Source organism: Streptomyces sp. NPDC055189, from assembly GCF_053606765.1.
This window is the reverse complement of sequence record NZ_JBSGSG010000037.1, coordinates 54,052-80,079: the sequence shown is the minus strand read 5'-3', so window position 1 is coordinate 80,079 and position 26,028 is coordinate 54,052. Positions and strand designations below refer to the sequence as shown.

Sequence of the window (26,028 nt, the reverse complement as noted above, 5' to 3'; positions counted from 1 at the left end):
GCCCCGGGTGCTTGTCACCCGGGGCCGGGCCCACCGGCGTACCGGCTTATCCTGAACGTACCGAACACATCGTTCGGCCCGTCCTACGTCCCCTGTGCGGAGCCTGTCTTGTACTTCACCGACCGTGGCATCGAGGAGCTGGAGAAGCGGCGCGGCGAGGAGGAAGTCACCTTCGAGTGGCTCGCCGAACAACTCCGCACCTTCGTGGACCTCAACCCGGACTTCGAGGTCCCGGTCGAACGCCTGGCGACGTGGCTTGCCCGTCTGGACGACGAGGACGAGGACGAGTAGGCGCGCTGCTCGGTTTCTCCCGTAGCGGCCCGTCGGCCCCTCCCGTAGCGGGCGTCAGCCCTGCATGAACCCGCCGTCAGCCCTGCCCGTAGCCGGCGTCAGCCCCTCCTGTAGCGGGCCGCCGTCAGCCCCCACCCATAGACGCCTTCAGCCGCTCCCGTAGCGGCCGTCAGTCCCGCCCGTAGCCGCCGTCAGCCCTCCTGTAGCGGGCCGCCGTCAGCCCCCGCCCGTAGAGCCTTCAACCGCTCCCGTAGCCGCCGTCAGCCCCGCCCGAACCCGCCGTCAGCCGCTCGCACCCTGTCGTACGCGAGCCCCAGCGAGCCGTGTACCAGCAGGAGTGCCGCCGTCGCGGCCCAGCCGCCGCTGCGTCGTCGCCACGCCCATGCCGCCATCGGCAGCCCCGCGGCCATCTGCGCCACGGCCAGCGCGCGGGCCCGGCGGCCCCGCAGCCACGGCCCCAGAGGGCCCTGCTCGACCACGTCAAGCTCCGCCCGTACCGCGTCCCGCCAGCCCGACCACTCGACCTCCCGCACGCCCGGCGCCACGCGCGCCACCGCGCGCAGCCGGTCGGCCGGCTCCCCTGGGCCCACGCCCGCCGGCAGCGCCACCCCTGCCCGCCCGAGAACGGCGAGCAGGCCCAGGAGCCGGGCCCTGGCGTCGGCCTCCGTGTCGGGGCGCCCCAGCGGCTCCAGGGCCTGCACGTCCAGGACGGGGTCGAGCCCGAGCCGGGCGGCGAAGGTGCGCAGTGCCTCGTCCTCGCCGACGGGGGTGCCGTTCGCCAGCCATACGTATTCGACGGTGCGCCGGAAGCCCGCAGCGAGGGTGCAGCCGGAGCGGTCCGAGTCCCACCACAGCGCGAGCACCGGCCAGGTCGACCCGACGGCGAGCGCGGTGGCCCACCCGGTGAGCACCCGGTCCACCGGCTCGTCACCGTGCACCCAGGGCTTGCCCTCGGGCACGAGCACGCTCCACTCGTGCCCCGCCGGGGCGAGCAGCATCCGTTCGCGCATCAGGCGGGCGACGGGCTCGACCACATCGGGGTCGGCCCGGCAGAGCAGCAGCGCACCGGCGGCGTGATCGGCGCGGTCAGCGTGATCGGCGTGATCGACAGCTTCGGACGACATGGCCCCACGCTAGGACAAATCCCCGTATTTGGCGCAGAGAAGCGACAGTGTCTTGACTTTCCGTGACCGCGATATATCGTGTGTATCAGAGACGCGATATGGCGCGTTTCTTGTTTTCCCGCCCAACTCAGCCCAGCCCCGCCCCGCCCAGCCTGATCGAGGAGGTAAGTCCGATGTCAGAGTGGTCCGTCGCCGAGCCCCAGAAGCTCACCTTCGACGCCCCCGTGTCGACGCTGCAGGTGCGCGTCGTCAACGGAACAGTCAACGTCGTGGGCACCGACGAAGTTTCCGCCCGGCTCGAGGTCTCCGAGATCGACGGGCCGCCGCTGACGGTCACCCAGTCGGACGGCATTCTGTCCGTCGCGTACGACGACCTGCCCTGGAAGGGCTTCCTCAAGTGGCTCGACCGCAAGGGCTGGCGCCGCAGCGCGGTGATCTCCCTGGCCGTCCCCGCCGGCACCCGCGTCGAGGTGGGCGTGGTCGGGGCGGGCGCCGTGGTCTCGGGGACAGAAGGCCGCACGGAGGTCAGGGGCGTCACCGGCGACACGACCCTCGTGGGACTCTCCGGGCCCGTCCGCGCCGAGACCGTTTCGGGCAGCCTGGAGGCCCAGGGCATCACCGGCGATCTGCGCTTCCAATCCGTCTCCGGGGACCTGACCGTCTTCGAGGGCGCGGGCTCCTCCGTCCGGGCCGAATCGGTGAGCGGCTCGATGATCGTCGACCTCGATCCGACGGGCGCCCCGACCGACATAGGCCTGACGAGCGTCTCGGGCGAGATCGCCATCCGGCTTCCCCACCCGACGGACGCGGACGTGGAGGCGAACACCGCGAGCGGCGCGGTGTCCAACGCGTTCGAGGATCTGCGGGTCAGCGGCCAGTGGGGAGCGAAGAAGATCACCGGTCGGCTCGGCTCGGGCAGCGGAAAACTGAGGGCGACGACGGTATCGGGGTCCATCGCTCTGCTGCGCAGGCCACCGGCGGAGGAAGAGCCGTTCGACGAGGCCCCGCCGGCTGCGTCGCCACAGGACACTCCCCCGGCCGACGACGCCGCCCCGACCGACAAGAAGGTGCTCTGAGATGGCTCCCGTCTTCGCCCACGGCCGACTGCGCCTGTATCTGCTGAAGCTCCTCGACGAGGCTCCGCGCCACGGCTATGAGGTGATCCGCCTCCTGGAGGAGCGCTTCCAGGGTCTCTACGCCCCTTCGGCGGGGACGGTCTACCCGCGCCTTGCGAAGCTGGAGGCCGAGGGCCTGGTCACGCACACCACGGAGGGCGGCCGCAAGGTGTACGCCATCACGGACGCGGGCCGCGCCGAACTGGCCGACCGCAGCGGTGAGCTGGCCGATCTGGAGCTGGAGATCCGCGATTCCGTCGCCGAGCTCGCCGCCGAGATCCGGGACGGCGTGCGGGGTGCGGCAGGTGAGCTCCGCCGTGAGATGCGGGAGGCGGCCAAGGAGGCGCGCGCGTCCGGTACGTCCGAGGGCAGGAGCGGCGCCGGCGCCGGCAAGGCGTTCCCCGACCCCGCCGACTTCTTCGACGGCTCCTGGGGCGACAAGGAGGGCTGGCGCCAGGCCAAGGAGGAGTTCAAGCGCGCCAAGCAGGAGTGGAAGGAGCAGGCGCGGCGCGCGAAGGACGAGACCCGCAGGGCCCGTGAGGACGCCCAGCGCGCCCGCCGCCAGGCCCAGGACGCGCACGAGACCGCGCGCGCCCAGGTGCAGGAGGAGGTGCAGCGCATCGCACGGCACGTCCAGGACCAGGTGCAGGACCACTTCACGCGGGGCGACTGGCCGACGGGGGTGCGCGAGGGCCTGACGGAACTGGCCAAGGAGTTCACCGAGTTCGGCAAGAACGCGGGCGCGGCGGGCTCCGCAGGCAAGGACTTCGGCCGCAAGGGCGCGGGATCCGCCGCAACCGCCGCGCAGGACCCCAAGTTCACGGCCGCCCGCGAGGACGAAGTTCCCACGGAGTACGTGCCGGAGTGGGCGCAGGAGGACTCCACCGGCAACCCGGCCCGCGATCTGGACCGACTTCTGGACCGCTTCCGGGACGACATCCGCGACGCGGCCCGCGACCGCGGGGTCACGGAGGAACAACTCCGCGAGACCCGCCGCCACTTGTCCTCGGCGGCGGCCCACATCGCAGCGACCCTGCACACACCGAAGAGCTGACCCCGGCGGTCAGCAGAAGGGACGGCGCCGGACCGCCGTCCGGCGGGGGCAGCGCCGTCACTCCCGCCCGGCGTGCGCCCGCCCTGCGTCACGCCTGCCCGGCGGCGCCCCCGCCGTCCAGGCGGGGCGCCGTCCAGGCGGGGCGCCGTCCAGGCGGGGCGCCGTCCAGGCGGGGCGCCGTCCAGCGAGAGCAGCCCCATCACGCCCGCCCCGCCTTATGCCCGCCCGGCCTCACGCCTGCCCAGCGGCGCCCCCGCCGTACAGCACCCTCTCCACCGCCTCGTGGGTCACGCCGTGGTCCGCGAGGACCTCGCCGACCGGGCCGGGACGGACGGTCAGGGCGAACAGGATGTGCTCGTCGCCGATGTGCCGGTCCCGGTGCGCGGTCGCGATGCGCAGGGAGCTCGCCAGGGTGTCCTTGGCCTCGCGGGTGAAGGGCCGGTGCGCGGTCCAGCCGCGCCCGGAGCGTCCGCCCTTGCCTCCGCCCCTGCCTCCCCCTCTGCGTCCGCCGGCCAACGCGCCCACCCCATGGGTCTCCTCGACGCGGGAGACGATCTCGGAGACGTCGATGCCGAGTTCGGCCAGCGCCTGCGTGTCGGCCTGGGAGAGGCCCCCGCGGCGCCGCGCCTCGCCGAGCGCGCCCTCGATCGAGTCCCGGCGGCGCGTGGCCCCCAGTGAGGCCAGGGCGAAGGAAGCCCGGCTCGCCTCGCGGTCGAGCAGGGCGAGCAGCATGTGCCCGTCGTCGACGGAGGCGGCGTCCTCGCTCTCGGCATGCTCCACCGCACCCTTGACCACGGCGCGGGCGTCCTTCGTGAACCGCTCGAACATCACTGCCTCCCGTACTTCTTGTGCACGGCCTGCCTGCTCACTCCGAGCTCCGCGGCGATCCCCTGCCACGACCAGCCCTGCAGGCGCGCACTGCGCACCTGCACGGCCTCCAACTGCTCCACCAGCCTCCGCAGTGCGGAGACGGCCCGCAGTCCGACTCGTGGGTCACGGTCACCCGCACGCTCGGCGAGATCCGTAGCTTCGGTCATGCCTGTCAACTTACGTTGACAGGAAGGGCGTGTCAATCAAAGTTGACACGAAAGCAGGGAGACAGTCAGGGAGACAGCGAGGGAGGGAGACAGTGAGGCAGTGGCGTCAGGCCTCCAGCACGATCTTCCCGAACAGGTCGCCGGACTCCAGGCGCTCGAAGCCCTCGCGCGCCCGGTCGAGCGGCAGCACCTCGTCGATGACGGGACGTACGCCCGTGACGGCGCAGAAGGAGAGCAGGTCCTCCAGTTCGTCCTTGGACCCCATCGTCGAGCCGACGATCTTCAGCTCCAGGAAGAAGACCCGCGTCAGCTCCGCGTGCGAGGGCCGGTCCCCGCTGGTCGCACCCGAGATGACCAGAGTGCCGCCCGGCTTGAGGGACTTGACGGAGTGCGACCACGTCGCCGCCCCCACCGTCTCGATGACGGCGTCGACCCGCTGCGGCAGCCGCGCGCCGGACTCCACGGCCTCCACCGCACCCAGTTCAAGGGCCCGCTTCCGCTTGGCCTCGTCGCGGCTCGTGGCGAAGACCCGCAGTCCCGCCGCCTTGCCGAGCACGATCGCGGCCGTCGCGACCCCGCCGCCCGCGCCCTGGACGAGGACCGAATCACCGGGACGCACACCGGCGTTGGTGAAGAGCATGCGGTAGGCGGTCAGCCAGGCGGTCGGCAAGCAGGCCGCCTCGGCGAACGACAGGTCCTTGGGCTTCGGCAGCAGATTCCACGTGGGTACGGAGACCTGCTCGGCGAACGTCCCCTGGTACTTCTCGGTGAGGATCGAGCGTCCCTCGCCGGCGTCGACCCCGTACCCGGTCTGGCCGATGACGGAGTGCAGGACGACCTCGTTGCCGTCCTCGTCGATCCCCGCGGCGTCACAGCCGAGGATCATCGGCAGCCTCCCCTCGGGGAGGCCGACCCCGCGCAGGGACCACAGGTCGTGATGGTTGAGGGAGGCGGCCCTGACATTCACGGTCGACCAGCCGGTCCTGGCATCGGGGGCGGGACGCTCCCCCAACTCAAGGCCACTGAGCGGCTGGTCACGGTCGATGCGGGCGGCGTAGGCGGCGAACATGAGGCAGACGATAGGCGGGCGCCCTACCCGCACGTAACCAGCAGCCCCTGTGACACGCGTCCCGCTCCAAGGGACCGCCCACCCGTTCAAGAGACCGAAACGGGTGGGCGTGCGGGAAAGCAGTGGGCCCCGCCACAACAGTGACGGGGCCCAAGGCCCGGGGGCCAGAAAAAATCAGCGGCGGGCGACGCCCTCCGCACGAGCGGCAGCCGCAACCGCCGCGGTGACGGCCGGTGCGACCCGCTCGTCGAACGGCGAGGGGATCACGTAGTCGGCGGACAGCTCCTCGCCCACCACACCGGCCAGCGCCTCAGCCGCGGCGATCTTCATCGTCTCGGTGATCCGCGAGGCCCGCACCTGCAGCGCACCGGCGAAGATGCCGGGGAACGCGAGCACGTTGTTGATCTGGTTCGGGTAGTCCGAACGCCCCGTCGCGACGACAGCCGCGTACTTGTGGGCGATGTCCGGGTGCACCTCGGGGTTCGGGTTGGCCATGGCGAACACGAACGAGTTCGGCGCCATGGAGGCGACCGCAGGCTCGGGGACGGTGCCGCCCGAGACACCGATGAACACGTCCGCACCCGCGAGCGCGCTTTCGAGCGAACCGCTCAGCCCGGCCTTGTTGGTGATCTCCGCGAGCTCCCGCTTGACCGGGGTGAGGTCGTCCCGGTCACGGCTCACGACGCCCTTGCGGTCCGCGACCGCCACATCGCCGAGGCCCGCTTCGAGCAGGAACTTGGCGATGGCGACCCCGGCCGCACCGGCGCCGGAGATCACGGCGCGCAGCTCGCCGAGCGTGCGCCCGGTCAGCCGCGCGGCGTTGCGCAGCGCGGCCAGCGTCACGACCGCCGTGCCGTGCTGGTCGTCGTGGAAGACGGGAATGTCGAGCCGCTCCTGGAGCTTGCGCTCGATCTCGAAGCAGCGCGGGGCCGAGATGTCCTCGAGGTTCACGCCGCCGAAGGACGGCGCGAGCCGCACCACGGTGTCGACGATCTCGTCCGCGTCCGTCGTCGCGAGCGCGATCGGCACCGCGTCCACGCCGCCGAACTGCTTGAACAGAATGGCCTTGCCCTCCATCACGGGGAGGGAGGCCTCGGGACCGATGTCACCGAGACCGAGCACGGCCGTGCCGTCGGTGACCACGGCCACGACGTTCGACTTCCATGTGTAGTCGTTCACCAGCTCCGGCTGCTCGGCGATCGCGGTGCACACTTTCGCGACGCCGGGCGTGTACGCCAGGGACAGGTCGTCCTTGTCCCGCACCGGCACAGTGGCCTCGATGGCCATCTTGCCGCCACGGTGCAGCGCGAACGCCGGATCGAAGGAATCGACAAGCTCGCTGCCGCCTTCGTGACCCGTATTGCTGTCGCTGCGAGGATTGACGATCTCCGCTGCCACTTGTCTTACCCCTTAAGTCTTAATCATCAGTTGAGGGTGTCCACTCCTGGTTGAGAAGTGGGCGGGCACCGCGTCTGTGCCCCGCCTGTCGGCGGAGGGAGGTACAGACACGCGAGCGCGCCGCACACGCGCTCTGGGCCCCGGATGAGGGGTGTAACGCACCTTTCTACCTGACGGCAGCGGGCACGGGCGAGTGGGATTGGTTACCTCTGGTGCTCCAGGTCCTTGTAGTGGTCCCACAATTACGGATCAGTGGTCCCGGCAAGAGCGGACGACGGCGGACGACGACCCCATGCCCGAATTTCCCGAAGTGCGCCCGAGGCCGGTCCACATCGCGAGATTGCCCCGAGATTCACGGAAGATCTCAAATAGCGGTACTTCGTTCCCCGTCGGTACGGCCCTGTTGTCCCGGCCTGTCTGGGTTCGGGGATCACCCGTTATCCGATTTTGACATCACCGGCACCCAGAATCGGACGGTCCGAATGGCAAGATGCGGTCATCACACGAGGTCGCGACACCCGAAGGTGTGTGCACGACCGCTCGGCAACTCCCTCATCCGCCGGAGGACCCTCATGACCGCAAGCTTCATCTGTCGTACCACCGCCGGTAAGTCCGCGAAGTCCCGGATGGCCACGGTCGGCGCGATCGCGGTCGCCGGCGCGCTGCTGCTCACCGGCTGCGGTGACCAGACCAAGAGCAAGGACGAGGGCAGCGGAAAGGTGAGCGACGCACCGCTCGCCGACAAGCTGCCCCAGGACATCCAGGACGCCGGCGTCATCAAGGTCGGTTCGGACATCGCGTACCCGCCCGTCGAGTTCAAGGACAAGTCGGGCAAGACCGTCGGCATCGACCCCGACCTCGGCGACGCCCTCGGCAAGCAGCTCGGCGTGGAGTTCCAGTTCGACAACGGCACCTTCGACACTCTGCTCGGCGGCCTGCGCTCCAAGCGCTACGACCTCGCGATGTCGGCCATGACCGACACCAAGAACCGCCAGGAAGGCGTCGACGAGGAGACCGGCAAGAAGATCGGCACCGGCGTCGACTTCGTCGACTACTTCACGGCCGGCGTCTCGATCTACACCAAGAAGGGCGACGACCAGGGCATCAAGACCTGGGCCGACCTCTGCGGCAAGAAGATCGTCGTCCAGCGCGGCACCGTCTCGCACGACCTGGCCAAGGCCGAGTCGAAGAAGTGCAAGAGCGGCAAGAAGATCGCCATCGAGTCCTTCGACAACGACCAGCAGGCCCAGACCCGGCTGCGCTCCGGCGGTGCGGACGCCGGCTCCTCGGACTTCCCGGTGGCCGCGTACGCGGTGAAGACCTCGGGCGGCGGCAAGGACTTCGAGCTGGTCGGCGAGCAGGTCGAGGCCGCTCCGTACGGCATCGCGATCTCCAAGAAGAACCCGGAGCTGCGCGACGCGATCAAGGCCGCACTCGACGCGATCATCAAGAACGGCGAGTACGACAAGATCATCGCGAAGTGGGGCGTCAAGGACGGCGCGGTCGAAGCGGCCAAGATCAACGGCGGCAAGTGACCGCGACCAGGCGCTGAAAGGCCACTCCTGTGACTACCGACATCTCCAAGAAGGGCCCGGAGGACACACCACCGTCCTCCTCGCGCCCTGAGGCCATCAGGGCCATCCCCGTCCGGCACTACGGGCGGTACGTCGCCGCGGTCGCCGCCATCGGCGCGCTCGCCGCGATCGTCTACGCGTTCTCCCAGGGCGACATCAACTGGAACGCGATTCCCGACAACTTCTTCGACGACCGCATCCTGCGGGGCGTCCGCGAGACGTTGATCCTGACCGCCCTTTCGATGCTCATCGGCGTCGTCGGCGGTGTCCTGCTCTCCGTGATGCGGATGTCCCGTAACCCGGTGACGTCGTCGATCGCCTGGTTCTACATCTGGTTCTTCCGCGGTACGCCGGTCCTGGTCCAGCTCTTCGTCTGGTTCAACCTCGGCTTCGTCTTCGACTACGTGAACCTCGGCCCCGTCTACAAGGACGAGTGGTCGGACTTCATGACGCCGTTCCTGACGGCGCTGCTGGGCCTGGGTCTCAACGAGGCCGCGTACATGGCGGAGATCTGCCGCGCCGGTCTGCTCTCGGTCGACGAGGGCCAGACCGAGGCGTCGCACGCCCTTGGCATGAGCCACGGCAAGACGCTGCGCCGGATCGTGCTTCCGCAGGCGATGCGCGTGGTCGTGCCGCCGACGGGCAACGAAGTCATCAACATGCTGAAGACGACCTCGCTGGTCGCGGCGGTCCAGTACTACGAACTCCTGCGGTACGCCCAGGACATCGGCACCTCGTCCGGCGCGACGGTGGAGACCCTGCTGCTCGCCGCGTGCTGGTACCTGATCATGACGTCGATCCTCAGCGTCGGCCAGTACTACCTGGAGCGCTATTACGCGCGAGGTTCGTCGCGCACCCTGCCCGACACCCCGTTCCAGAAGATCAAGGCCAACATGCTGTCGCTCGGCAACCGCTCGGGAGGTGTGCGCTGATGACCACCGCCATGGTGAAGTCCGAAGGCGTCCACAAGTCCTTCGGCAACGTCGAAGTTCTCAAGGGCATCGACCTGGAGGTCAAGTCGGGCGAGGTCTTCTGCCTCATCGGCCCCTCCGGCTCCGGCAAGTCGACGTTCCTGCGCTGCATCAACCACCTGGAGAAGATCAACGCCGGCCGGCTCTACGTCGACGGCGAACTGGTGGGCTACCGGCAGAAGGGGGACAAGCTGTACGAGCTCAAGGACAGCGAGGTCGCCCTCAAGCGCCGGGACATCGGCATGGTCTTCCAGCGCTTCAACCTCTTCCCGCACCTGACGGCCGTCGAGAACGTCATGGAGGCGCCGGTCCAGGTCAAGGGCGAGTCCAAGGCTGCGGCGCGGGAGCGTGCCGGGCAGCTCCTGGAGCGCGTCGGCCTGGCCGACAAGGCGAAGAACTACCCCTCGCAGCTCTCGGGCGGCCAGCAGCAGCGCGTGGCCATCGCCCGCGCGCTCGCGATGGACCCGAAGCTGATGCTCTTCGACGAGCCGACGTCGGCGCTCGACCCGGAGCTGGTCGGCGACGTCCTCGACGTCATGCGCGACCTCGCGGAGTCCGGCATGACGATGATCGTCGTCACGCACGAGATGGGCTTCGCGCGCGAGGTCGGCGACAGCCTCGTCTTCATGGACGAGGGCGTGGTGGTCGAGTCCGGCCACCCGCGCGACGTCCTGACGAACCCGCAGCAGGAGCGGACGCAGTCGTTCCTGTCGAAGGTCCTGTAACGAGCGCTCGCGCGGAAGGGGCGGTACGGATCCGGGATCCGTACCGCCCCTTCGCGTTTCCGTACCGCCCCTTCGCGTTGTGGCTACTTGAGGCCCAGCACCATCGCGTCCGAGGGCGAGGACCACACCGTCCGTGCCTCGCCGAAGCCCGCGTCGCGCAGCGTGCGCGCGTGCCACTCGGGGGGCGGGGTGTCGCCGTCCGCGTGCTCGCCGTAGATCTCGAAGCGCTTGGCGGTGGGCTCGGCGAGGACCGGGTCCTTGGCGGCGAGCTGCCACCAGTCCTTCCAGTCCAGGGCGCCTTCGGCCTTGGCCTGGTCCATGCGAGCGTGCCGCTGGGTCCGGTCGGCGTCGTTCAGGCGGGGCGTCGCGGGGTCGGGCATGTGGTCCGCGTTCAGGAAGACGCCGCCGTCGCGGACGACTCCCGCGATCTGCCCGTAGAGGGTGGTGAGGGGCTGGCTGTGCAGCCAGTGCAGGGCGGTGGCGGTCAGAACCGCGTCGTACGAGTCGTACGGGAGCTGCGCCGTCCAGTCGGGGTCCTTGAGGTCCGCCGTCACGAACGTGACGCGGTCGTCCCCCGCGAAGGTGCCCTCGGCGATGGCCAGGAGCGCGGGGTCGAGGTCGACGCCCGTGCTGACGGCGTCCGGGAACCTCTTGAGCAGCCGGTCCGTAATACTCCCCGTACCGCACGCGAGGTCGAGGACGCGCGGCTCGGTGCCGACGACGGCCTCGACCATGTCCAGCATGACCCGGAACCGCTCCTCGCGATCGGGCAGATACCACTCCTGCTGCCGGTCCCAGCTGTCCTGCCAGGCGCGCCAGTCGGTTGTGGACACTGTTTCCGTCATCAGAAGCCCTCCCGTACGTAATACGCTCTCGTAATACCCTCGAAGTACGCGCAACTGTTACTCACGCATTGACGAAGATAGCCCGCCCCGGTAAGGACTACAAGTGGAACTGGCCTATTACTCGGACTACGCCGTACGTCTGGTCAACAGCGAGGAGCCAGGTCGCAACAAGGACACGCTGACGTCGGTCGAGGCCGTCCGTGAGCTGTTCGGAGGGAGTTCGCAGGCGGCGCGGCGGGCCACGGACTCCGATGTCACCCGCTTCCGTTCGGTACGGGCCAGGCTCAGGGGGGTCTTCGAAGCCGCCGACGGCGGCGACGAGACCCTCGCGGTCTCCCTGCTGAACTCACTGCTCATGGAGTTCCCGGTCAGCCCGCAGATCTCGGGGCACGACGACCGCGACGACGACGGCAACCCGCTGTGGCACATGCACCTGGCGGACCACCCGTCCAACGCGACGTCCGGGTACGCCGCGATCGCCGCGATGGGCCTCGCCTTCCACCTCACCGAGCACGGCGTCGACCGCCTCGGCCTGTGCGAGGCAGCGCCCTGCCGCAACGCCTACCTCGACACGTCGACGAACCGCTCCCGACGCTACTGCTCGGACCGCTGCGCGACCCGCGCCAACGTGGCCGCCTACCGCGCCCGCAAGCGCCTGGAGACGGACCGGTCGGCCAGCACGGGCCGCGCCGCCGAGACGGCCCAGCGCAGCAGGGCGAACGGCGAGCGCTGACCGGCCGCGAACCGGGGCGGGCGGTAGCGGAACCGCACCTTCCCCAGGACGAGTTCCTCGGGCACCGTGCCGTAGTCCGTACTGTCCCCTCCCGCGTACGCGTTGTCCCCGAGCACCCACCAGCCGCCCTCGCGCCGCTCGGCGGCGCGCTTGACCACCAGCAGGTCCTGCTGGAACGGATGGCGCAGCACCACCACGTCACCCGCTCGGACCCGTGCGCCCCACTGCACCACCAGACGGTCCCCGTGGTAAAGCGTGGGCACCATCGACGGGCCGGTCACCTCGGCCGCACCCAACGGCAAGATGGCCCTTCCCCGTTCGCTCTCCTGCGACAGCTCCGGCATCACCGGCACCTCCCCGGTCCTATCCTCCACGAGTACCAGTCTCGCCCTGGACTTTTGACCTAAGCCCATGGGGGCACTCGCGAAAACACGTCTCTCACGGAGTAATGTCCCACCTGAGAAGACGATCACGAGGAAGGACCGCTGCATGCTTTCCCGCCTGTTTGCCCCCAAGGTAAAGGTCAGCGCCCACTGCGACCTGCCCTGCGGCGTGTACGACCCGGCTCAGGCCCGCATCGAGGCGGAGTCGGTCAAGGCCGTCCAGGAGAAGATGGCCGGCAACGACGACGCGCAGTTCCAGACGCGCGCCATCGGCATCAAGGAGCAGCGCGCCGAGCTCGCCAAGCACCACGTGTCGGTGCTCTGGAGCGACTACTTCAAGCCCCCGCACTTCGAGAAGTACCCGGAGCTGCACCAGCTGGTGAACGACACCCTGAAGGCCCTCTCGGCCGCCAAGGGCTCGTCCGACCCGGCCACGGGCCAGAAGGCGCTGGACTACATCGCCCAGATCGACAAGATCTTCTGGGAGACCAAGAAGGCTTGATCTATGGCTAGGCCGTTTGACCTGCGGTTTCGCGGGTCACATCGCCTACCTGTCCGCACCCGGTCCGCAGGCCGCCGAGAACGGCGTCCATGACGGAGCGGGTGCGGTCTTCTTCCCCGGGCCACAAGTGCGCGTAGATCCGCAGGGTGATGACCGCGGACGCATGCCCGAGGACCAGCTGGACCTGCTTGACGCTCGCCCCGCCTGCGATGAGCGCGGAGGCGTAGAAGTGCGGCAGGTCGTGGGTCACCATGTGCGGCAGCTCGACGGGCTTGCGGCCCTCACGCTCCGCCGCCTCGTTCTCCGCCGCCTGGAGGGCCTTGCGGGCGCAGTTCCATTCGGTTTTCCAGCGGCGGTAGTTGAGGGGTTCGCCCTCCTCCATCGTGAACAGCCACTCTTTCGAGGGGCGTGCGGCGAGATGCGCGAGGAGCGCGTCGGTGACGACCTCGCCGGCCGGGACCGTGCGCCGTGATTTGCCGGTCTTCGGCGGGCCGATCAGGCCGGATTGCAGCCGCTGCCGCTCGACGCGAATGGCGCCGCGCTTCGCCGCTCGGATCCTTCTTGCCGAGGTGGCCGCCGCCCGAGAACTCGACACCGCTGAGCGCCCTGCCGAGGTCCTCACCTGGCGGATCACTGCCCTACCGAACAGGCGCACACAAGCCGCCCGTACGCAGAGCAGCCGTGTTCCGGGCACCTCGCAAGTCACGTCGGCGGCAGCTGCCACACACGAGCCACCACGGTCCCGCCCTCATCGATTCCGATGAGCCCTAACCACCCACCAGACACGGTCGATCACAAAACAACCACGAGGAACCGGCCATGCCCCGTCCCTCCACCCGCCCCGACGTCGTCATCCTCTCCGATGCGGACCCCTCCCATCACGGCAGCGCTCGCCAAGACCACCGCGACAGCACGTCCTTCAGTGCCGCCGACTTGGAGCTGATCTCCACCGCCACGCAGGCAGAGAGGGACGCCGCAGCCACGCAGGTTCGTCTGGAAGGCGACTGGGAGGGGGAACTCCCCGCACTGCAGAAGGCACTCGACGCCCTGATATCGAAGTACATAGACCAGGCCCCGGCTACCAGTGCTCGATCGGCGAGATCTGCGACGTGATGCCCGAGGATGACCAGGAGGAGTGCCAGCGTCTCGTCGAGACCATCAAGGTACGCAAACTCCTGCAGCGTCGCCCGGAGCGTGGAAACGACTGACTCGCCGCACGGGCATCATGCGCATCCTGGTCTGCTGCTGTCAGCGGTGGCAGACCAGGATGCCGCCCAGGCAGTGAATCTCGAACGCCCCATGCCGGGCGATGTGTTCGTCCAGGATGGTGTTGGCCCGCTCGATCGTGGGCTCGAAGGGCACCTCGTGCTGGTCCGCCCATGCTTGGTACGAGGCCATGTGCGCCACCACCGGCCCGGCATCGCGGACGGTGATGGTGCCGGGAAGTTCGATCGTCTCGACCCGGCCGAACTCCTCCCCGAGGAAGGCCGGCGCCTTCTCCAGGGAAAATCGGGCGCTGAGTGAGATCCGCGCAGGGCCGCGACCGGAGCCCAGGACATCGCCGGCCGCGCGAACCCACAGCTCGTCGAGTTCGGCCTTGTCGCGGTCGCTGTTGGTGGAGGCGATGACTAGGCCGTCATCGGCTACGACGCGGGACAGCTCGGTGACCGCCCGGGCGATGTCCCCGGCGTGATAGAGCATGTGCAGGGCCAAGGCCACATCGGTGCTTGCACTGGCGAGCGGGAGACGGGCCACGTCCGCGACCGCGACCGGGCCGGGCACATCCGCCAGAATCCCTGGTGCGATGTCCAGACCGAGCAGGCGCAGGTCGGGACGGTCTTGACACAGGCGCTTGACGAACTTGCCGTTTCCGCAGCCGACATCGACAACCCGACCATGCTGGCGTACTCCCCCGAGCTGCTCGACGACGATGCCGGGCAGGTCATAGCGAGGCGTCTGCCACTGGTAGAGCGACTGGCGGGCCGCAAGGTCACGGTCGCCGTTGTACGCGCTTCCTGCAAGGCGGCCTCGGTCGGTCACGGCGGCGTCGTGGGTGGCGGAGTCGCTCACTGCGTCAGCTCCGGTGGAGTGGCGGGACGGGCCGCGAGTACGGCCGTGTGCTGGAGTCGTTCTCGCAGTTGTGTCGCCTGCGCTGCTCCACCGTACTGCGGTGCGTTCAGCTCGCGTACGAGAACAACGAGCCGCCGGACGATGCTCGCCGACACCCGTTCCGGGGGTGCGTCGAGTACGAAGCCGAGCATCGCCTCGGCACCCTCAACGTCTTCCAGGAGCAGGTGGCCGCGCGCCAGGTCGACGTGCGCGGCGAACAGGTCACCGACCGACTGATCATCGTTCTCCGCACTACGGTAGAGGCGGACTGCCGTACTCGCGCTCGCAATTGCCTGCTGGACATGATCACGACCGCCGATGGCGAGGTGAGTCGTGCCGGCGTACGCGAACTGCTTGGCAGCCGGAAACGCGAAGACACCGGGCGCATCGTCGTACCCCTGCATCGTGTCCCTGGCATGCTCGGCATCGACGAGTGCGGCTGCAGCACCAGCCTGGTCACCGGCTATGGCGAGGGCACGCGCCTCCAGGCTGGCAAGGCGAGCGCCGATGGTGCCGCCTGACCGATGGTGCCGGCCCGCCTGTGCCAGCCGCGCTGCCTGCTCGTGCCGACCGGTCCAGTAGGCGATCAGCGACTCCACGGCGCGAACCCAGGCCAGGAGCCCTTCATGACCGGCTGCCTCGGCGCACGCCCGAGCCGTACGCGCGTGAGTAGCGGCTTCGTCATAGTGGCCGAGGTCCAGGCAGACATGGGCGGACAGCCCGCACAGCCGTGACGCCGAGACGTACAGATCGCTCGTCTGACGGGGTCGTTGTCGCCCTCGCAAGAGCTCGAAGACCCCGTCGCGTAACTGCCGAATCTCGACGTAGAGCTCCAGCAAGGGGTGGCTGACGTACGAGCGGGCGAGGCGCGCCACATCGGCCTCCAGTTGCTCGACGACCAGTTCGTCGGCGTTCCTGGTGGCGACGAACTGCGCGAACTCTGCCGACGCTGAGGCGTCCGCCGAGACGACACCCGGTTCGGAGCGTGGGGCCGGCACAGTCGGTGCCTGATTCTCGGCAGCGAGGGCCAGGTCTGTACCGCCACACCAGCCGCGGCTGACAGCGACAGCGCGATCAAGCAATGCACCATCGACGCCGAAGACCTGCGCCAAGTGGATCCTGGTGTACGGGACCGGGATGCGGACCTCGCGCTCGTAGCGCCCGATCTCCTTGCCGGTTTTGGCGGCACGCCCCTCCAGGGCGTTGTACTTGTCGGCGACCTGCTGCTGGGTCCAACCGCGAGCAGTGCGCAGCCGGACGAGCAAGGCACCGATACCCGTGTCGCCCATCCCGTCTCCCAAGAGCATGTGGACTCTGGCCCCCATGGTGGCCCCCGGCTTGGCCCCCGCGCTGGCTCCCGACCCAAACGAGTGATGACGATTGGCTGTTTGCATGGCCAGCAGAGCGCGCGAGAAGCCGGAAACACCCTCTCCAAGTGGTACCGAGGACGGTGACAGCTCCGAGCACCGCTCGACGCTCCTCGTCCGGCGCAAGCCCGCGGCACGCGCCGCCCGGCAGTTCGTCGCCGAGGCCCTTACCCAGTGGGCCATGACCCGACGCCTCGACGACATCCGGTTGTGCGTCTCAGAGTTGGTGACCAACGCTCTGCTGCACGGTGACCCCGACGAAAGCCTGATTCTCGTACGTCTGGAGCTCCGCGACACCCAGCTGCTGCTCGAAGTGCACGACGCCGGCGACGGAACCCCGACGCGACTCAAGGCACCGGACACCAGCGACGACGGGCGTGGCCTCTTCCTTGTCTCCGCCATGGCCGACGACTGGGGCGTCGCCACCCACCAAGGCCCTGGGAAGCGCGTCTGGGCCGCGTTCCACCACTCCGAAACGGCATCATGCTGACCCCCGCGCGCACCGATCAACCCACGATCCCCGCTGGCCGCATCGTCTCCCTCGCCACCGCGGCATGGCTCGACACCGACCCGACCGGCACCACCCTGTGCTGCCTGCTCCTGGCACCCCAGCCACCACGCAGCCCCTACGAGACGCCAGCCGTGATCGAGCAGCGCATGCGGGCCGTCGCGACCGCCCTCCGCCTCGGCCCTGCAACGGCACCACCACCCGACATCGGCCCGCGTCTACGACGCATCGCTCCTACTGATGTGGTCCTGCGCTTCGACGGCACCCCCCTATCGCAAGCGCATATCCGCAGGCCGGCCCTGGCCCCTGCTCTCCAACCAGCAGACACCAGTCGCCGTCATGTTGGGCCTCGACGGGCTCTCTCTCAGTGCGGCACCCGCGGAGGTCGACGCCTGCCTCGACCGAGCCGCGCTTCGCCACCGCCTGCTCTTCGGCCACACCCGCGCCGAGTAACCCACCACCCCCACACAGGGAGACATTCCGTGAGCCTGCACCCCGTCTCACCCAACACCGTGCTGGCCAACGCCATCACCCATGCCGAGGACGTGCTCACCCCGCGCATCCTGGCCACACCGCCCGAGAAGGTCGTATTGGTCGTCGGCACCCAGATCAACGGTGCCCCGCACATCGGCACCTCGCTCGTCCAGTCCCTGGCCTTCGCCATGGCCGCCCGTCTGCGCAACCGCTTCGGCCTGCCCGCCGAGGTTCACTTCAGCGCGCTGGACAACGCCCCTTACGACCTGACCACCGACCCGGCAACCGGCCACCTCTACCAGCGCGCCTACGCCCAAGCTCTCAGTGGGCAGGCCCTCCAAGACCTCGTCAGCGCCCTGTACCAGCCGTTGTTCACGGAGCTGTCGCGGCGCCTGGGCATCCCGCACCGTGTAGAGACGTACAGCCAGCAACAGGCCAGCGAGCCCTTCCGCCGCACCTGGCTGCAACTTCTGCCCCGCATCGACGCAGCTCGCTGGTGGCTTGCCCCCTCCTCGGGCATCCCGCATGTGCGCGTGCCGTGCCCGCACCTCGGTTGCGGCTGGGCCGAGAAGCACGCCGAACGGACCCAGGCCCGCCTCACCGATGCAGAAACCGCCACGATCAAGGCCGTCTGCGTCCACCACGGCCCCTACGAGGTGACCGTCACGCCCACCACGGGCGCCTATCTCGACCTGGCCACCCTGTACCGAAACCTCGTCAAGGAACTCGCCCTGACCAGCCCACGCGGCACCCTCCACGTCATGGTCAAGGGCGGCGACTGGGTCTTCGGCTCCCATCTCGTCGACGAGGCTCACCAGTCCGTCGGCCTCAACCGCGCCCAGCTCCCCGCCCGACTGTTCTGCCCCCAGGTTGTCACCGGCACGGGCGCCAAACTGTCCAAGTCCCTCATCCGCGAGGGCCATGCGCCCTTGCCCAACGGCGCGGCCGCCTGGATGCACGACACCCGGCAGTGGCCCGGCACCATCGCCGAGTACGCGGAGCAACTGCTGGCCATGACCGATACCTTGCTGTCCGAGCCCCGCCACTTCTTCCGCTCGTACTCGGCCTCCGAGATCAGCCGCATGATGCCCGCACCAGCCGCCAGGAGCATTCTCGCCCCATGAGTAACACCACCCCCCGTGTCCGCGAACTCAACCTCTACCGTCAGTACTTCGACCTCGTTGCCGTGGGCACCAAGACCGTCGAGGTACGAGTGAAATACCCGCACCTCGCCGACCTCGCCGCCGGCGACGTCGTCCGCTTTCGCATCAAGGGCACTAACGAGACCTGTGAGGTCAAGGTCAAGCGGGTCACCAAGTACCTCGATTTCGAGGCACTGCTCGACGGCGAGGGACCGGCCAACATCAACCCAGCCGCCACTCGCGAGCAGCAGCTCACCAACATCCGCACCATCTACCCGCCCGAGAAGGAGGCGCTTGGCGCCCTTGCCATCGAGATCCAACGCACTGCCCTCGACGGCTAGCGATAGGAACGCCCACGCCTCCTTCCGGGCGTACCTCTTTGGCTCCGATCCGGTTCTGGGTGGCCATCGCCGCCTGACATAGTCCGCCCCCGATCGTTGTCTCCCCGAGGCCGGAGGCGATTCCATGGCAGATGGGAAATTCCGGTGCGCACCGCGCACAGTGTGCGGGACGATCTACTCATGACAGTAGATCTCGCGGAGCTCAACAGGTTGGCGGTGCCTGGTCTGCAAGCTCTGACCGAGCTGCTGGTCGGCGGCGCTGCCTACCATGCTCCGGCTTCCGAGGACAGCCGCCCCTTCCAGATCGGCTGGGGCATGGTGGCTGCGCTTCACCGGCAGGCCGCCGCCGTGGTCGTCCTGCATGATCAGGGGCTTGGTCACGAAGCCGCCCCGAACAGGCGGCTGATGGTCGAGTACGTCGCGCACCTTCAGTGGCTCGTCCGGGACGGCGACGACGTCGTGGACTCCATGAACAAGGCGCACCAGCACAAGCATGGTGGGCTGCGTAAGGCTGCAGATGACGGCGGATACCAGTACGACGCCGAGGCGGCCGACGCAGTACGCGACGCCGTGATCCCGGGCAACCCGACCAACACGTACAACAACACCAGCAACCTTCTTGGCCGTTTGGGCGGTGGGCTGCTTCAGTCCTGGCTCGGCGAGACGCAGCTTTCGCACGCCACTCTTGTGGCGGCCGGGGCCTTCTACCGAGAGACGGACGAGCATCTCGAACTGTTCCTCACACCGACGTACGGCATCGAGGGCGACCCGATGGAGGCGTCGCCCTACATCGCCTTCTTCTTCATGTTCTTCGGCATGATCGCCTTCAACGAGCTGATGGTCGATAAGCCGTGGACAGATGAACTCAAGGCCATAGGTGACGCGGCCGGTCTCGCCGGAGCCGTCTGACGCGGATACCGGGTTCTACGGAACGAGGTCACAGGAGATGCCTCCCGTGACCTCGCGCCTATCGATCGCAGGGAACTATCGTCGGTAGCGCAGACAGGTTGAGCAGAAGGCCGAGACGCAACCGAGCCCCACCATGGTCAAGTTAATGACTGGTTGACGAAGGTCGCCGGATACCCTCGCGCGCAAGCACACGAAATTCCCGGGCGAAGCAGCCGTGAAGTAGGGGATCGCCTCTAGCCTTGATCTTGCATGAGGGCCAAGTCCGTCTGCGGCCTCAATACGGTGAACCTCAGTCCTGCTCTGGATCCTGACGATTCACCGTACGACGTGCCACGGAGCCAGTCATGCTGCTCGGTGTGAAGACGATGACGAAGCGGAACTTGTTCGCCGTGCTCGCAGCACTCGGATCCGTCGGCTATGCCCTGCTCCTATGGCGCGGACCCTGGTGGGTCGACGGCGCTCATCTCCGTACCAAGGACCTTCAACCTGCGGACGGCGTCGTCATCACTGGCTTCCGCACCGCTGTTGTCGCTCTCGGTGCAGGCTTTATCGCCGCCCTGGGTTTGTACTACACCCATCGCAGCCATAAACATGCCGAGAAATTATACGAACAGAGCCAAGAGCAGTTTGCCCATGCCAGAGATAAAGATCGAGAACTTGCAGACCTGACGCGCGAAGGGCACCTCACAGAACGTTATACAGAGGCGATCAAGCTTCTCTCGACGTCAGATAGAACTGAGATGATGGCTAGGCTCGGCGGAATCTATTCCCTTGAGCGCATCATGCGAGATTCTCCAAAAGATCATGAGACTGTGATCCAGGTGCTAGCGGCCTTTGTCCGAAAGAACGCCTCACTTCCCGATCCAGGTGAACCGGATCCTGATGATCTGGACATTCCGTGGCCGCCAGACGATGTGCAGGCTGCCCTCACTGTCCTTGGGCGTCGTCCCGACAGACGGGAACATCAAGTACTCGATCTCTCGTTCACGAATCTCAGACGCGTTGACCTGTCCGGCGCATACCTCCGCAATGCGAACCTGACGTGTACCGAACTCGGCGGCGCCGATCTCCGTCGTGCAGTTCTCACCTTCGCGAAACTGGGCGCTGTTGACTTCACCGGGTCCCGGCTGAAGAACGCAGATCTACGGAACGCCGACCTAGTCTGCAACGTGACGCCTGCGAAGCTATCAGTGGAGCAACTCCTGGAGACTGAATTCGATGCATCAACGCAACTCCCTCCGGAACTTGAGCAGCACCCCAACGTTAACCCGCCGCCCACCAAGACCATCCGGCTCTTCCTCAAGGACAGGTAAGTCATGCCTGATGGTAATGCTTGAGGCGTGAGCACAAGGCTCTGACATGACGGCAGGCTCCTCGCCACAACCACCCAAGCCGTTCCCGCGACTAGAGCGGCTCGCCAACAGTGCCGAAAATATGACCGCACCGTCCCGCCGTCTTGAAATTACGGCCTTAGAATGCGCTGCGCCCTATGCACCTTCGCGACCCTAAAGGGCAACTTTAGAATTTTACTATTATTCAGGATCCAGTCGCGTTGATCTTCGCTCAGCTTATCGCTACTCGACTTGACCTCGATGAATTCAACGTCTTCGGCTCCAAACTCGGCCTCACTCCAGGAAACCAGATCAGGCCAGCCCAAATACCTACCCCAGTAGTCATCTGCGAGGAACCGGAGGACCTTATTAACCTGCTCCGGACCCAAAATCTGAATTAGGCTGCGGCCACGCTCAACGTCAGCAGGGCTATACGCCCACAGATACTGCCGCAACTCCTCAGCGTACGAAGTCCAGTAGTCAAAAACCCACAGCATCTCCTCCATCGCGCGCGGAAGACTCGCGAGATGCTCCTCTAGTGCACCCGCTCGACGGGTAGCGTGCACCGGACTACCGAAATCCTCTGGCAGCATCGTCCAAATGAGATCGCCCTGACCAACGTCAGCCCCGTCACGCCCACCAAAACCGGCTGGCCTGCTGCGAGAATCTCTTGGATCCTGTACCCACAACCACATCAACGTGGCATAAAGCGCCTGGAAGGGGCGACTCTCGCACAACATAACCTTCCGACCCGCTTGGCGCAGACGCTGGGACACAAACTCCTCCACGCCGACTGCAGATTCGAGATCGTCCGAATCGATCGGAATGACCTGCACGTGGCCGATAGTCGGAGTTACATAACATGCTGGATAAATATCCGTAGTCACGTCACAAGCTATCAGGATATCCGAATCCGATGGCCTGGTAAAGTCATAAATCGGTTTCTTGTCATGCTGGTCACGCATATCACGGACGACAGCTCGCTCAATGGCTTCATATTCGGTTCTGTGCTGGCAAGAGAGTTCCATCACTACACCCTGCCCGTCAGAAGCGGTCAATGACAGGCCCTGCTTCGACGCCCATTGGATGAAACGACGGTTTGTCTCCTTATAGATCTCCCGCCAGTAGTACCGATGAACCAGGTTGGCAGCACCACGGTGCGGCTTTGTAGGGAATGCTGGCGGCTCCTCGCCTCGGCACTCGTGACACACACCAGCCAACAGAGGTTGTGTGACTTGAACAGGAATACGAGTCTGAGCATCAATGCTCCGCATACCCTGATGGGGGAGCACATAGAGGGCGAGTTCCTCATCACATGAGCACGTTAGTACAGCCTGACACTCCTCACACGTGTACTTCCGCAATAGTTCGTACGGATTAACAATGGACAGGGATGCATGCTGGCAAGCTACATTTTCATCGTTCTTCATCTGCTCCACGTCCCCCTCCAAGCGTGCAAGGACCCACGGCTTCTGATTCTCGTAGGAACACCGTCAGGCACGTAGCCAATTTTCCAGCACCGACTACTCTTGGGATAGTCCCATCGCCAGATCCTCACAAGGAATCTTTGACCAGGGACTCGTCAATCAACCGCTGAGGATCCTCAGCCTGCGGGCTACGCCGCTTTCGGCTGCTTTTGAACACAAAAGAACAGCAACGCCGCCTGGTCGGACGCATCGCTGATTTTCCCGTCAGGTTTGGGCTACAGCTTCAAGTCCTGGAGCAACGGATCACCGACGAAAGCCCTCGATAAGCTTGGCAAGGTTCCGCACGGATCTCTCAGAGGCACCGCGAGCTGCCATAGCACCGAGGATGACGTCGCCATCCAGTGCTCCGACGTCACGCAGATCCCTCAGGATGTTCTGGGCCTGCTGCTTGCCGAAGTGATCCCCGAAGCCATTGTTCCCGTAGAAGTCCAGCCGGTCGATAGCCTCGGCCAGCCGGGGCGGAATTTGTGCGGGCTCATCTTCGGGACGTGTCAGGTCGACGGCGCCCAGTTGTTGTGCCCAGCCCCGCAGCGGGAACTGGGTGCCTTCGACGACAGCGATGGAGGAACCGCGAGCCAGGCTCATCGCAAAGTCCAGGGTCTTCTCGGTGGGGGCGTAGGCGAGAACCGGACCGATACCACGGTCAACACGGCTTCGGTCGGCACGTGGCGTTGTGCAGAAATGCCGAGCACGAAAGCGCCGCAAGGCAGGGCTGTGGTCTTCGACGCCGAAAGCGTTGAGTACCAGCGCGCCAGTGGCGGCCTGCTCATCGCACTCCCGCTGGATCCAAGCCACCGCCAGCTCTGAAGCCAACTCCCAGTCTCGCTCAGGGTCGTCGTCCGGCACCCACGCGGCTCGATCTACGTTGCCCATTCCTGCCATGAAACACCCCACTGCTCATGGCCCAGCCGCACTCTCACGACAGGCCGCTTCCAACAGCCACGCTAGCCTCGGGGTCTGACATCGCTAGATCTGGCGAGAGCCGACGGTGAAGCCGTCTCCGTAAGCCCGGCACCACGCGTCCTGCAAACACGGTCTGGCGCACGGCAGTCTGGTCACAGGCCCAACAGGCGACTGCGGCGGGCGCGGGCTCACGCGCACCCCGCTACGAAGCCAGTCCGCACCCAGTCCGCAAGACACCCAATCAAGACCGTCGTACCCCATCGCCACCAATCACCAAAACGCCAGGTCAGTACCCCACAGGAAAGATCCCCGCAGGCCACCGACCTGGCCCATTACTAGGAGACCAAGAAGGCCTGACCTTCAGCACATCAGCACAGACGAAAGCACCCGGCATCCGCGCGGAGCCGGGTGCTTTCGGCGTTCCCGCCCCCCGTTAATCGGTTGCCGCCCCGCACCGCCCCCTGCTGCACTTGCCCCGCACCACCACCCGTTCGACCCGCCCCCGATCCGCCCCGACCCGTCAGGGAGACGCAATGCGCCGTTCGTCCATGTCCGTCCAGCAGAAGGGAATTGCCGTCAACCCAGAGGACATGACACTCCGTGCATACGTCGAGCACGTCCAACACCCTGAACCTGGGGATCCTGGCGCACGTTGACGCCGGGAAGACCAGCCTGACCGAGCGGCTGCTGCACGCCGCCGGTGTCATCGACGAGATCGGTCGCGTCGATGCGGGAAACACCCAGACCGATTCACTGGCCCTGGAACGGCAGCGCGGGATCACGATCAAATCCGCCGTCGTCTCCTTCGCCGTAGACGACGTCACCGTCAATCTCATCGACACCCCCGGCCACCCGGACTTCATCGCCGAGGTGGAACGGGTCCTGAGCGTGCTCGACGGCGCCGTACTCGTCATCTCCGCGGTCGAGGGCGTCCAGGCGCAGACCCGGGTCCTCATGCGGACGCTGCGGCGGCTCCGCATTCCCACGCTCGTCTTCGTGAACAAGATCGACCGACGCGGCGCGCGCCACGGGGATCTGCTGCGCGACATCGCGGAGCGGCTCGTGCCGGACATCGTGCCCATGGGGACGGTCACCGGCCTCGGCGCCCGCGACGGCGCCTTCGTGCCCTACGACGCCGATGACCCCGCCCACACCGCCCGCCTCGTCGACGTACTCGCCGCGCACGACGACGACCTGCTCTCCGCGTACGTCGAGGACGATGCGGGGCTCTCCCCCGAGCGGCTGCGCGCCGCACTCGGTGCGCAGAGCGCGCAGGCCCTCGTCCACCCGGTGTTCTTCGGCTCGGCCGCCACCGGTGCGGGCATCGGCGAACTCATGGCGGGCATCCGGGAGTTGCTGCCCTCCGAGGACGGTGCGACGCGCGCCGGCGATCCCGTGTCCGGCACCGTCTTCAAGGTCGAGCGCGGGGACGCCGGGGAGAAGGTCGCGTACGTGCGGATGTTCGCGGGGACGGTCCGCACCCGGGACAGGCTGCCGTTCGGCGGCGGGCGCGAGGGCAAGGTCACCGCGGTCAGCGTCTTCGACCGCGGGTCCGCAGCCCCGCGCGAGGGTGTATCCGCGGGGCAGATCGGGAAGTTGTGGGGGCTCGGCGACATCCGGATCGGCGATGTCGTCGGCGTACCGCACGCGGAAGGGAAGAGGGCCGGTCAGCACCACTTCTCGCCGCCCACCCTGGAGACCGTCGTCGTCCCCGCCCGCCCCGGCGACAAGGGCGCGCTGCATCTCGCGCTCGCCCAGCTCGCCGAGCAGGACCCGCTGATCGATCTGCGGCAGGACGATCTCCGCCAGGAGGTGTACGTGTCGCTGTACGGCGAGGTCCAGAAGGAAGTCATCCAGGCGACCCTCCTCGACGAGTACGGGATCGACGTCGCGTTCCGTGGGACCACCACCATCTGCGTGGAGCGCGTGACGGGCAGCGGGTCCGCCTACGAGATCATCGACAAGGACGACAACCCCTTCCTGGCCACGGTCGGGCTGCGCGTCGAGCCCGGTCCGCCGGACTCCGGCGTGGAGTTCCGCCTGGAGATCGAGCTCGGTTCGATGCCGTACGCGTTCTTCCGTGCCGTCGAGGAGACCGTGCGCGAGACGCTGCTCCAGGGGGTCCACGGCTGGGAGGTCAGCGACTGCGTCGTCACTATGACGCACTCCGGCTACTGGCCCCGGCAGAGCCACGCGCACGGCACCTTCGACAAGAGCATGTCGAGCACGGCCGGGGACTTCCGGCAGCTGACCCCGCTGGTCCTGCTGAGCGCGCTGCGGCGGGCGGGCACCGAGGTGCACGAGCCGCTGCACCGTTTCGATCTCAGCGTCCCGGACGACGTGTTCGGGCAGCTCCTGCCCGCGCTCTCCCGGCTGCGGGCGGTTCCGCACACCCAGACGGCGCGCGGAGCTTCGTACGTCGTCGAGGGCGAGATCCCCGCCGCCCGCGTGCACGAGCTGGAGCAGCTGCTGCCCTCGCTGACGCGCGGCGAGGGCGAGCTGGAGTCCGCCTTCGAGCGGTACAGGGCGGTGGGGGGGGGGGGGGCCGCCCCCCCCCCCCCCCCCCCCCAAACCCCCCCCCCCCCCCCCCAAAAAAAAAAAAAAAAAAAAAACCACCCAAACGCGCCGAAAGAGGT

At 67.4% G+C, this 26,028-nt stretch carries 26 protein-coding genes and 1 pseudogene; 15 read left to right on the top strand and 12 right to left on the bottom strand.

Features of this window, described 5'->3' with window-relative positions; all coding sequences use genetic code 11:
• The first annotated feature begins 108 nt into the window (after positions 1-108).
• Positions 109-291, top strand: coding sequence for a DUF6104 family protein (locus tag ACWFR3_RS24995; protein ID WP_003961784.1), 183 nt, complete (start codon positions 109-111; stop codon positions 289-291).
• A 260-nt stretch (positions 292-551) separates the two neighbouring features.
• On the opposite strand, the gene ACWFR3_RS24990 is transcribed toward ACWFR3_RS24995, so the two are convergent.
• On the bottom strand, positions 552-1,415 hold the full coding sequence (locus ACWFR3_RS24990; protein WP_453736836.1) for a hypothetical protein: 864 nt from the start codon (positions 1,413-1,415) through the stop codon (positions 552-554).
• Positions 1,416-1,588: 173 nt separating this feature from the next.
• On the opposite strand from ACWFR3_RS24990, the gene ACWFR3_RS24985 reads away from it, so the two are divergent.
• Positions 1,589-2,491, top strand: coding sequence for a DUF4097 family beta strand repeat-containing protein (locus ACWFR3_RS24985; protein ID WP_453736835.1), 903 nt, complete (start codon positions 1,589-1,591; stop codon positions 2,489-2,491).
• A gap of 1 nt (position 2,492) precedes the next feature.
• Positions 2,493-3,584 carry a helix-turn-helix transcriptional regulator gene (locus tag ACWFR3_RS24980; RefSeq protein ID WP_453736834.1) on the top strand — a complete coding sequence of 364 codons (1,092 nt, stop codon included), beginning with the start codon at positions 2,493-2,495 and terminating at the stop codon, positions 3,582-3,584.
• A 231-nt stretch (positions 3,585-3,815) separates the two neighbouring features.
• Here ACWFR3_RS24980 and ACWFR3_RS24975 read toward each other — a convergent pair whose 3' ends face one another.
• The 4 genes from ACWFR3_RS24975 to ACWFR3_RS24960 form a co-directional block, all read right to left on the bottom strand.
• On the bottom strand, positions 3,816-4,412 hold the full coding sequence (locus ACWFR3_RS24975; protein ID WP_453736833.1) for a Clp protease N-terminal domain-containing protein: 597 nt from the start codon (positions 4,410-4,412) through the stop codon (positions 3,816-3,818).
• Positions 4,412-4,621, bottom strand: coding sequence for a helix-turn-helix domain-containing protein (locus ACWFR3_RS24970; RefSeq protein ID WP_190081985.1), 210 nt, complete (start codon positions 4,619-4,621; stop codon positions 4,412-4,414). The genes ACWFR3_RS24975 and ACWFR3_RS24970 overlap by 1 nt, the downstream gene beginning before the upstream one ends.
• A gap of 106 nt (positions 4,622-4,727) precedes the next feature.
• The gene (locus ACWFR3_RS24965; protein WP_453736832.1) at positions 4,728-5,690 is read right to left on the bottom strand and encodes a zinc-binding dehydrogenase; all 963 of its coding nucleotides are present in this window, start codon (positions 5,688-5,690) and stop codon (positions 4,728-4,730) included.
• Between the two features lie 174 nt (positions 5,691-5,864).
• Entirely contained in the window at positions 5,865-7,088 is a 1,224-nt protein-coding gene (locus ACWFR3_RS24960) for an NAD(P)-dependent malic enzyme (protein ID WP_453736831.1), read from the bottom strand.
• A 572-nt stretch (positions 7,089-7,660) separates the two neighbouring features.
• On the opposite strand from ACWFR3_RS24960, the gene ACWFR3_RS24955 reads away from it, so the two are divergent.
• From ACWFR3_RS24955 to ACWFR3_RS24945, 3 genes are read left to right on the top strand one after another with little or no spacing between them, the layout of a single operon-like run.
• A complete protein-coding gene (locus ACWFR3_RS24955; protein ID WP_453736830.1) occupies positions 7,661-8,623 on the top strand; it encodes an ABC transporter substrate-binding protein in 963 nt (320 codons plus the stop codon).
• 29 nt (positions 8,624-8,652) lie between these two features.
• Positions 8,653-9,594, top strand: a complete 942-nt coding sequence (locus ACWFR3_RS24950; protein ID WP_453736829.1) for an amino acid ABC transporter permease — start codon at positions 8,653-8,655, stop codon at positions 9,592-9,594.
• Between the two features lie 11 nt (positions 9,595-9,605).
• Complete coding sequence (locus ACWFR3_RS24945; protein WP_453736846.1) at positions 9,606-10,358, top strand: amino acid ABC transporter ATP-binding protein; 753 nt, start codon at positions 9,606-9,608, stop codon at positions 10,356-10,358.
• An 83-nt stretch (positions 10,359-10,441) separates the two neighbouring features.
• Here ACWFR3_RS24945 and ACWFR3_RS24940 read toward each other — a convergent pair whose 3' ends face one another.
• Entirely contained in the window at positions 10,442-11,203 is a 762-nt protein-coding gene (locus ACWFR3_RS24940; protein WP_453736828.1) for a class I SAM-dependent methyltransferase, read from the bottom strand.
• A gap of 103 nt (positions 11,204-11,306) precedes the next feature.
• Between ACWFR3_RS24940 and ACWFR3_RS24935 the strand changes: the two genes are divergently transcribed.
• The gene (locus ACWFR3_RS24935) at positions 11,307-11,936 is read left to right on the top strand and encodes a CGNR zinc finger domain-containing protein (RefSeq protein ID WP_453736827.1); all 630 of its coding nucleotides are present in this window, start codon (positions 11,307-11,309) and stop codon (positions 11,934-11,936) included.
• Here the strand turns inward: ACWFR3_RS24935 and sodX are convergent.
• Entirely contained in the window at positions 11,840-12,280 is a 441-nt protein-coding gene (sodX, locus tag ACWFR3_RS24930) for a nickel-type superoxide dismutase maturation protease (RefSeq protein WP_453736845.1), read from the bottom strand. The two genes, ACWFR3_RS24935 and sodX, sit on opposite strands and share 97 nt — an antisense overlap.
• A 145-nt stretch (positions 12,281-12,425) precedes the next feature.
• On the opposite strand from sodX, the gene sodN reads away from it, so the two are divergent.
• On the top strand, positions 12,426-12,821 hold the full coding sequence (gene sodN / locus ACWFR3_RS24925; RefSeq protein WP_190081992.1) for a superoxide dismutase, Ni: 396 nt from the start codon (positions 12,426-12,428) through the stop codon (positions 12,819-12,821).
• A gap of 7 nt (positions 12,822-12,828) precedes the next feature.
• Here the strand turns inward: sodN and ACWFR3_RS24920 are convergent.
• Positions 12,829-13,365: pseudogene (locus tag ACWFR3_RS24920) on the bottom strand (tyrosine-type recombinase/integrase); the annotation flags it as partial.
• Positions 13,366-13,640: 275 nt separating this feature from the next.
• Between ACWFR3_RS24920 and ACWFR3_RS24915 the strand changes: the two are divergent.
• Positions 13,641-13,934, top strand: coding sequence for a hypothetical protein (locus tag ACWFR3_RS24915; RefSeq protein ID WP_453736826.1), 294 nt, complete (start codon positions 13,641-13,643; stop codon positions 13,932-13,934).
• Between the two features lie 135 nt (positions 13,935-14,069).
• Here ACWFR3_RS24915 and ACWFR3_RS24910 read toward each other — a convergent pair whose 3' ends face one another.
• Positions 14,070-14,891, bottom strand: coding sequence for a class I SAM-dependent methyltransferase (locus tag ACWFR3_RS24910; RefSeq protein ID WP_453736825.1), 822 nt, complete (start codon positions 14,889-14,891; stop codon positions 14,070-14,072).
• Positions 14,888-16,219, bottom strand: a complete 1,332-nt coding sequence (locus tag ACWFR3_RS24905; protein ID WP_453736824.1) for a helix-turn-helix domain-containing protein — start codon at positions 16,217-16,219, stop codon at positions 14,888-14,890. Before ACWFR3_RS24905 ends, ACWFR3_RS24910 begins: the two co-directional genes overlap by 4 nt.
• Positions 16,220-16,322: 103 nt before the next feature.
• On the opposite strand from ACWFR3_RS24905, the gene ACWFR3_RS24900 reads away from it, so the two are divergent.
• From ACWFR3_RS24900 to ACWFR3_RS24880, 5 genes are all read left to right on the top strand, one after another.
• Positions 16,323-16,787: an ATP-binding protein gene (locus ACWFR3_RS24900; protein ID WP_453736823.1), complete on the top strand. Its 465-nt coding sequence runs from the start codon at positions 16,323-16,325 to the stop codon at positions 16,785-16,787.
• A gap of 500 nt (positions 16,788-17,287) precedes the next feature.
• Complete coding sequence (locus ACWFR3_RS24895) at positions 17,288-18,403, top strand: hypothetical protein (RefSeq protein WP_453736822.1); 1,116 nt, start codon at positions 17,288-17,290, stop codon at positions 18,401-18,403.
• Positions 18,400-18,762, top strand: coding sequence for an ASCH domain-containing protein (locus tag ACWFR3_RS24890; protein ID WP_453736821.1), 363 nt, complete (start codon positions 18,400-18,402; stop codon positions 18,760-18,762). Before ACWFR3_RS24895 ends, ACWFR3_RS24890 begins: the two co-directional genes overlap by 4 nt.
• Positions 18,763-18,906: 144 nt before the next feature.
• Positions 18,907-19,671, top strand: a complete 765-nt coding sequence (locus ACWFR3_RS24885; protein ID WP_453736820.1) for a DUF5677 domain-containing protein — start codon at positions 18,907-18,909, stop codon at positions 19,669-19,671.
• A 344-nt stretch (positions 19,672-20,015) separates the two neighbouring features.
• Positions 20,016-20,984 (top strand): pentapeptide repeat-containing protein, encoded by a 969-nt coding sequence (locus ACWFR3_RS24880; RefSeq protein WP_453736819.1) that lies wholly within the window; start codon positions 20,016-20,018, stop codon positions 20,982-20,984.
• Positions 20,985-21,133: 149 nt separating this feature from the next.
• Here ACWFR3_RS24880 and ACWFR3_RS24875 read toward each other — a convergent pair whose 3' ends face one another.
• On the bottom strand, positions 21,134-22,432 hold the full coding sequence (locus ACWFR3_RS24875; protein ID WP_453736844.1) for a VRR-NUC domain-containing protein: 1,299 nt from the start codon (positions 22,430-22,432) through the stop codon (positions 21,134-21,136).
• Positions 22,433-22,732: 300 nt separating this feature from the next.
• Positions 22,733-23,362: a hypothetical protein gene (locus ACWFR3_RS24870; RefSeq protein ID WP_453736818.1), complete on the bottom strand. Its 630-nt coding sequence runs from the start codon at positions 23,360-23,362 to the stop codon at positions 22,733-22,735.
• A gap of 630 nt (positions 23,363-23,992) precedes the next feature.
• Between ACWFR3_RS24870 and ACWFR3_RS24865 the strand changes: the two genes are divergently transcribed.
• Positions 23,993-26,028: GTP-binding protein (locus ACWFR3_RS24865; RefSeq protein ID WP_453736817.1), on the top strand; the 2,036-nt coding region annotated here is incomplete at its 3' end.